7 protein-coding genes are annotated in these 7682 nt (G+C 64.4%); 3 read left to right on the top strand and 4 right to left on the bottom strand.

The features are described 5' to 3' along the window. From meaB to ACO06O_RS21100, 3 genes are all read right to left on the bottom strand, one after another. A partial coding sequence (gene meaB / locus ACO06O_RS21110) for a methylmalonyl Co-A mutase-associated GTPase MeaB (RefSeq protein WP_421884544.1) occupies positions 1-634 on the bottom strand: 634 nt, incomplete at its 3' end. A gap of 13 nt (positions 635-647) precedes the next feature. Further along, on the bottom strand, positions 648-1082 hold the full coding sequence (locus ACO06O_RS21105; protein WP_421884540.1) for a hypothetical protein: 435 nt from the start codon (positions 1080-1082) through the stop codon (positions 648-650). A gap of 150 nt (positions 1083-1232) precedes the next feature. Next, positions 1233-1655 (bottom strand): GNAT family N-acetyltransferase, encoded by a 423-nt coding sequence (locus ACO06O_RS21100; protein WP_421884537.1) that lies wholly within the window; start codon positions 1653-1655, stop codon positions 1233-1235. A gap of 234 nt (positions 1656-1889) precedes the next feature. On the opposite strand from ACO06O_RS21100, the gene ACO06O_RS21095 reads away from it, so the two are divergent. From ACO06O_RS21095 to ACO06O_RS21085, 3 genes are all read left to right on the top strand, one after another. Continuing rightward, positions 1890-3038: a hypothetical protein gene (locus ACO06O_RS21095; RefSeq protein ID WP_421884534.1), complete on the top strand. Its 1149-nt coding sequence runs from the start codon at positions 1890-1892 to the stop codon at positions 3036-3038. Continuing rightward, positions 3038-4432: a hypothetical protein gene (locus ACO06O_RS21090; protein WP_421884532.1), complete on the top strand. Its 1395-nt coding sequence runs from the start codon at positions 3038-3040 to the stop codon at positions 4430-4432. The genes ACO06O_RS21095 and ACO06O_RS21090 overlap by 1 nt, the downstream gene beginning before the upstream one ends. A gap of 345 nt (positions 4433-4777) precedes the next feature. Next, a complete protein-coding gene (locus ACO06O_RS21085; protein WP_421884529.1) occupies positions 4778-5980 on the top strand; it encodes a hypothetical protein in 1203 nt (400 codons plus the stop codon). A gap of 53 nt (positions 5981-6033) precedes the next feature. On the opposite strand, the gene ACO06O_RS21080 is transcribed toward ACO06O_RS21085, so the two are convergent. Then, on the bottom strand, positions 6034-7653 hold the full coding sequence (locus ACO06O_RS21080) for an amidohydrolase (protein ID WP_421884526.1): 1620 nt from the start codon (positions 7651-7653) through the stop codon (positions 6034-6036). Positions 7654-7682 lie beyond the last annotated feature (29 nt).

Below are 7682 nucleotides of genomic sequence, written 5' to 3'. Positions count from 1 at the left end.
CGGTGCGCCGCGCCTGATCGGCCAGCGCGCCGTCGGCCTTGTTCACCAGGATCATGTCGGCCAGCTCGACAATCCCCTTTTTCAATCCCTGCAGCTCGTCCCCGCCGGCAGGCAGCAGCAGCAGCAGGAACAGATCCGTCATTTCGGCAACGGCGGTCTCGCTCTGGCCGACCCCGACGGTTTCGACCAGGATCACGTCGAAACCGGCCGCCTCGCACAGAAGGATGCTTTCCCGACTGCGCCGCGCGACGCCGCCCAAGGTTTCCCCCGCCGGGGACGGCCGGATGAAGGCGTCCGGATTGCGTGACAGCAACTCCATGCGTGTCTTATCGCCCAGGATCGATCCCCCGCCGCGTTTCGAACTGGGGTCGACAGCCAGAACGGCAATCCGGTGGCCCAAGGCGGTAACATGGGTTCCGAAAGCTTCGATGAAGGTCGATTTGCCGACCCCCGGCACGCCGGAAATCCCGACGCGCATCGCGGTTCCGGTATCGGGCATGATCTCGACGATCAGCGCCTCGGCCATTTCGCGGTGATCGCCGCGCGCGGATTCGACCAGCGTCACCGCCTTCGCCAAGGCGCGCCGGTCACCGGCGCGCAGCCGCGCCGCAAGCGTCTGAACCGGATCCGTCATACCCGCCCCGCCGTCACGATCTCTTTTTCGGACCCTGCCCGACGCCCAGCGCGCTTTCCGCCATTTTCCGCAGCCTGTCGCGCGACTGGGTATCCAGCCCGTCGAATGAGGATTGCTTGAGACGGTGCACGGCCATGGCGGCCTGGATCAACTGTTTCTTACGGGCGGCCGCCTGGGCCGGGTCCTCGGCCGGATCGGCCAGGCCCGCATTCGCCCGGGCATGGGCCTGGCGGCGCAAGGTGGTCTCGCGCTCCGCCAGTTCCCGCTTCGCGCTTTCGATCGCCGCCATGACCGTCAGGGCGTCGACCTGATCGGCCTGCGCCGCGCGCAGCCGGTCCGGCGGGGTCGCGGTCTCGTTCGGCGCCATGACCGGCGGCATCGCGTTCTTGGCGCGCAGTTTCGCCTTGGCCTCCGCCTTCTTCTTTCCGCCGAACAGATTCCAGACCATGGATGCACTCCAACCCAGACCGATCAATCGCCGATCGTTATGCAATCGGCGGGCCCGATCCATTTCGACAGGGCGATCTCGTCGCCATACCGGACCGGTTCGGACGGCGAATCCGGGGCATATCGCACCGACCGGACGCGTCGTCCGTCCTCAGAATAACCGAGTCGCCGGTAGAAAGTCCCGCGCGCGGCGGTTATGGGCCAGAACGGTGAATTCCAGGCGCTCCACGCCATATTCGGCGGCGCGCCGCTCCAGATCCGCCATCATCCGGCGGCCCAGGCCGCGGCCCCAATGACGCCGCAGAATGCCGATCCCCAGCGTGCCGACATGGGCTGTCCGCGCCAACCCGCCGACGGACAGAACCCCTTCGGCCACCGCCTCCGTCCCGTCCCAGACATTGATCATCGTCCAGCCCGGCGTCACGGCGTAATAGTCGACGATCCGGCGCATGTCGGACAGATCGGCCGCCCGTTCTTCCGGCCGGCGGACGAAATGATCGGTTTCGGACAGCAGTTCCCGCCCCAGGCGCAGCAAGCCGATAGTGTCGTCGGGTCCTGCCTCCCGCAGAATCATGCCGGGCGGAATCGGCGGGGGGTCCTGGGCTGTTCTCTGGCTGGGGCACGGCTGGGAATCCCGCATTGGGCGCGGCGCCGAGGTCGCCGCCGGACAGGGGCGTTAAGATATTCTGCACCAATCGCGAATTATGGTAAACACGAGGCTTGCGCCACAGCGGCACGACGGTTTAGGTCGATTGCCGCAAGGTAGATATTACCCTGGGACCGCACCCAGGGACGGAGGAATGGGTCGATGGGCAGGCCGGCCAACGGCGAAACTGCGCCAAAAACAAAACGCCGGGGTGAAACACCCCTGCTGCCCGCGACTTTCTTGAAGCGCGGCACTTACCTGCCGTTCACGACGTCGGTCCTGAGCTATGCGCGGCTGCGACGGCCGACCGGCGGGTCGCTGGAAATCTTGATCCCCGGCCTGGCGGGCGGGGCGGAAACCTATGTCATTCCCTATAAGGTGCTGCCGGAGGTCATCAACCTGACCGTGCACGACCGGGCCCTGCACGAGGAACTGGCGCATCTGCGCGAGATTTCCCCGTCCCGAATTCGCCAGACGGCGAACCGTGTCGCGATGACCGGCCTGGGTGGCCCGGCCTTGGCCAAGCGCGCCAAGCAGGAGCGGCTGGCGGACGAGGAACAGCCGGCGATGATCCTGCTAAGCCTGCTGCGCATGGCGATCGGGCAGCTGGCGCCGAACCATCCGGGCGCGAAGGATCTGACCGAACGGACGATCGCAACACCGGAAGGCATGAAGCTGGCGCGCGACGCGTTGGGCGGTTACGCGCAGTCGATCGGCGAACGGGGTGACAAGATCTATGCCCGGCTGGAAAGCTGGGCGAACCGGATTGCGCCTGTCGGATCGCCGGACGGCAATGTCGCAGGCTACCTGATGACCCTGCTGGTTGCTCTGGAAGGGCTGGCGGCCGAATTGGGCAAATGGCTGATCCAGGAGCCGCCGGAAACCGCGGAAATGGCGCAGCGTACCGTGACCGCCGCCCGCGGCGCGGCGGAATTGGCGCGCGCGCATCTGAAGGCGCTGGACCAGATGGCCAACAACATGGCGGAGCCGCTGCGCGATTTCGAGAACACCGAAAAGAAGCTGAAGCATCACGTCGAACGCATGGCGCTGATGATCGACGGCTGGCAGCGGGTGATCGACATGTGGAACGCGGCGCGGGCCGGCGACCGGTTCCTGCAGCGCGATACACTGGAGATCTTCGCCCAGCATCTGCCGATCATGCCCGAAGAGGCGGTCGGCGGTCAGGTTGAAATGTGGGAGACCTTGCGCCAGAGCCAGACGCGCTGGGGCCGGACCAGCCAGCACCGGATCGATTCGGACCTCGATCAGGATACCAAGGACAAGCTTTCGCAGTTCCGTAAGGAGCCTTAATGAGCAACGCTGCGGAACAGTTGCAAGCTTTCCTGTATCAGCTTCCCGACAAGGAGCTGAAGACGCTGGCGGCCAAGATCGAGCTGGACCGGGGCGAGAACCGTTTCGGCATTCCCCATGACGCGATCATGGCGCTGCTGCGTCCGCGTCTGGCGGAAATCCGGGCACCGCGCATCTTCACGCCGCAGCGGGTCCTGTGCCTGCCCTTCGAAGACATGCTGGATTTCCGCGATCCCGATCCGAAGGTGACCGGCAAGATCGCCCGCGCGTCCATCGGGCCGATGTGGAAACTGCTGCTGGACCTGATCGGCAAGGAATGGGAACCGGTCGCCGATACGTTCGTGTCCGCCCAGAAAAAGGGCGACGAGGATTCGAAGCAGGCGGCCGCGTCGCAGCTTTGGACCATGGCCGCCAAGGCGCTGAAAGATTGGGACGCCGGCCTGGGCACCGATCCCGGTGAGATCCGCGCGGCGGCCAAGAAGATCGGCGGGACCCGGCGGCTGGAGGATATCCGCGAGATGGCGTCGGTGCTGGAGATCGCCGACATCGTCGAATCGCTGAAGGATCAATTGCCGCGCAAGCCGATCCTGAACTTCACGCCGGAACAGGTGACCATCGTCAAACGGCATTACGACCGGGTCGTGTCGGAGGCGCCGGATCATGAGGTCTATCTGCTGCTGGCGCTGATCGGACGGCTGCTGCAGCCCTTCCCGGTGCTGAAGGTCTTCCGTGCCCTGTCGCGCAAGCTGGACGATACGCTGACGGCCAATACAGACCTGGGCGTCGCGGGCAACATCGTCATCACCGCGCTGGAAAAGGACGCCGACGCGGTGGCCGAGGCCGCCGACGCCGCCAACGCCACCGAAACCGACGTGATCGCCAAGGCCAAACGCTTCGCCGCCGCCTTCAAGGGCATCACCAGCGATATCGGCATCCGGCGCGACGGCGAATGGGGACAGCGCATGTATGGCTGCCGGGGCAAGGTCAGCGCGGCGGTCGAAAACCTGGTTCTGGCCACAGCCCAGGACGTGATCCTGGACATGCTGCCGAACAAGGGCAATGGGTCCCCGAATTTTACCACCTTCCCGGACGAGAAGAAGTTCGAGGTCGCCGAGCGCCGCGCCCGTGCCCTGGGTGAGGCGTCGCGCATCGCCGAACAGATCGGCCTGCAATCGGCCTGTCAGAGCAAGGTCGGCCAGTTGCGCAAGGACCTTGAGAAATACGCCGCCAAGATCATCGAGAAACTGCCCAAGGTCGATCCCGACCACAAACCGGAAGCCGCCGCCCATCTGGCGACCACGGTGCGCCTGGTCGAACTGATCACCAATTCCGACACCGCCGACCTGTTACGTCGGCGCGGCAATGCGGCGCTGACGAACACGATGCTGAAATAGTCGGGCAGTCCTACCTCAATTGGAAGCCGTAAGGCGACGTGACGGGATCGACCTTCCTTGAGAAAAGGAGGGGACGCCGTCGCGTGTCGATAGGACCGCGTTCCGGCCGTCTCTGGGGCCGGAAATTTTCAAGACGTTTATCCATGATTGCATTCGCGTCCGGCGGTGATGATACCGCTGCACCGCCGGAACCACCATTTTAAGAGATTAATTATCCTATTTTTGCTATCATCAGTTTTAGTTCCGTCGTGGGGGCGATTTGGGACGCTTGGTAGGTCACGCGTATCCGCGGGCCGTTCCTGATCGTTGAGGGAGGTTCACTTCAGATAAATTGGGGGCAGAAAAATGAAACTATCGAAGATATTTGCGGCAACAAGCCTTGTTATGCTGGGCGCCTGCGCGTCCGAACTGAATGAAGGGCAGGTGCGGATCGGCGTCCCGCAGATGGCTACCGGGATCGACGGGGCCGGAACGGTAACGCCGGAAGTCTTCCGGAGCACCAGCGGTGCCGTGATCAGGGAAAAAGACGATTTCATGATCACGCTTATCTCAACCTATATCTGCGATTTTCGCGAGGCGCAGACGCTCGAGTTCCTGTCGCCGACCAATTCGGGGGCAATTGCCTGCGATGACCAGCAGTCGGCCGGCACCAATACCCGCGGCGAGATCGCGATCCTGGCGGGTTTCGGCTTTCGAGACGAAAACGGTACCGGCGGGGTCCCGGAAGAACGCTTGGTCTTTCTGAGCGACGATGTTCGGGAGACAGGGCAATTGCTGAACTTCGTCAACCTGCCGATCTATGGCCCTGTGCCGTACAAGTATGCCACGTCGCGGCTCAGGATGACCATCCTCGAACTCGATCAGGAGGAAGCGGAGGAGCAATCGACCTTCCTGCAAGCAGTGGCGGATGCCGGGGCGAGCTTCTCCACGCCGATCGAAGGCAAAGTCATCGAGGTCTTGGCATCGATCGGCGATGCGTTGATCAAATCCAACAAGGATGATCGCGAAATGCGGTTCGATGTCGGCTTCGATGTGCCTTATTCACCGACGGTTTCCTCAACCCAATCGACGGCCGCGCCGACCGGAACGGTGGAGCAGACCGATCTGCCCGACCCCGGTACCGACAGTAATGCCACGGAGGCGGTACCAACAGAAAACACCACGAACAACACCAGGCCGGAAACCCAAGCGACCGCGGGGAATTTGTCCCAGGACGAACTGCCGATCATGCGGTTCCCGTTACGGGAGGGATACCTGGTCCTGGTGCGTCGTGAAAAGCGGGATGACAAGGACCACTTCAAGGACATCAAGGTCTGCCCGAAGCTCGGGCTCATCGTACCGGCCGGCGATGCGTGCGACGGGAACAGCTATGTCTCCAATGCGACCTGGATGCTGCTGCGCATAACCAAGGAGAATACAAAGATCGCGAATGCGACCCTCAACCGGACCCTGCGCGATGCGATGGAAGCGCGCCAGGGCGGCGGGATCACGGCCAATGGTCTGACCGCGATCCAGAGCGCTGTGCAGAGCCTGACCAGCGGCAGCTGACCTTGACTTGAACCGGCGGCGGGCCGCGCGTCGGTAGGCGCCCGGCCCGCCGTTCAGGCGGAATAGACGATCCTGCCGTCGATCATCGTCAGACGGACGTCGGTCTGCAGCAGGGCGGCGGGGCCTTCGGCGAAGAAATCGCGGTCCAAGATGACGATATCGGCGGCCATCCCCGCTTTCAGCGTGCCGGTGATATGCTCCAGATGGGCGGCCCAGGCAGGTTCGCGGGTGCCGTGCCGGATCGCGTCCTCCATCGGCAGCGCCCAGTCCGGACGGTGGGGTTCGACCGACGCGTCACTCGGCGAGCGCCGGGTCGACGCGATATACATGTTCGGCAAGGCCTCGTAAGGGGCGGTCGGCGTGTCCGACCCGAAGGCCAGCGGCGCACCGGCCTTGATGTATAGCGGCCAGGCGAAGCCGTTGGCGCCCCGTTCGGGCCCCAGCTTCTCCAGCCAGTTCTTCAGAAAGGCCGGGTCGACATGCACCGGCTGCATCGACGCCGTGATCCCCAGCGCGCCGATCCGGTCGATCTGATCCTGCCGTGCATATTCCAGATGCTCGATTCGGTGACGCCGGCCGGCCGTTCCGTTGACCCGGGCCGCGTTCTCGATCGCATCGATCGCATTGTCGATGGTCGCGTCGCCGATGGCGTGGATGGCCACCTGCAGCCCGGCCTTGTCCGCCGCCGCGACCATGGGGGTCAGCGCCTCGGCCGGCCAGATCGGGTCGCAGTTGGTGCCGTCGGTATAAGGCTGGCTCAGCGCCGCGGTACAGCCGTCTATGGTCCCGTCGCCGATGAACTTGATACCGGTGACGCGCAGCATGTCGCCCTGATACTGCGCGGCCAGTTCCGCCGCACGGGCGACCTGCGCCAGTTCCTCCTCCAGATCGCCGGTCCGCCACATGATGATATGGCCGACGACGCGTGCCGACAGCCGGCCCGAGGCCTGCATCCGCGCGACGGATTCCAGCGCCTGCTCCTCCAACGCCATTTCGACGATGGCGGTGATCCCCGCCCGGGCAAAGGCAACCAGCGCCGCCGTCACCTGCAGGTCCAGCTCATCATCCGACACCGTGTTCAGCAGCGGCCAGACCAGATTCGTGGTCGCCGTTTCCTGCAGCCAGCCGGTCGCCACGCCGGTTTTCGGATCGCGGACGATTTCGCCGCCGACGGGATCGGGGGTGTCATCGGTGATTCCGAGTTCCTCAAGCGCCGCCGAGTTGACCCAGGTCGAATGGAAATCGAACGCATCCAGATAGACCGGGCGGTCCGGCACGATGTCGTCCAGCATGCTCTTGTCCGGCTGTCCGTTCGGGACATCGCCATGGACCCAGGCCGTGCCGAGCACGCGCGGCGCGTCGGGATGCTCATCGGCCCATTGCCGCACCCGGCGGCGGATCTCGTCGATACTGCCCGCGCCGCGCAATTGCGCCCGGCGCATCGCCGCACCCGTCATCGAAAGATGAACATGGCCATCGACAAATCCCGGCACGACCAGACCGCCCTTCGCATCGATCCGCTCCGCATCGTCGCCCGCCGCGCGAACAGCGCTTTCCCGGTCGCCGACATAGAGGATGCGGTCGCCCTGAAGAACGACCGCTTCTGCCCATAGGGCCGCCGGATCCGCCGTATAAATCCGGGCACCGGAGATTAGAACACGCTTTCCCGCCATGACCTCTGCCTTGCAACTGCAACCCCGTT

The organism is Pacificispira sp. (assembly GCF_965228185.1).
In the GTDB taxonomy this organism is placed as follows: Bacteria; Pseudomonadota; Alphaproteobacteria; order UBA8366; family Aestuariispiraceae; genus Pacificispira.
Note: the sequence above shows the minus strand (reverse complement) of the source record. Positions and strands in the feature narration are given on the sequence as shown.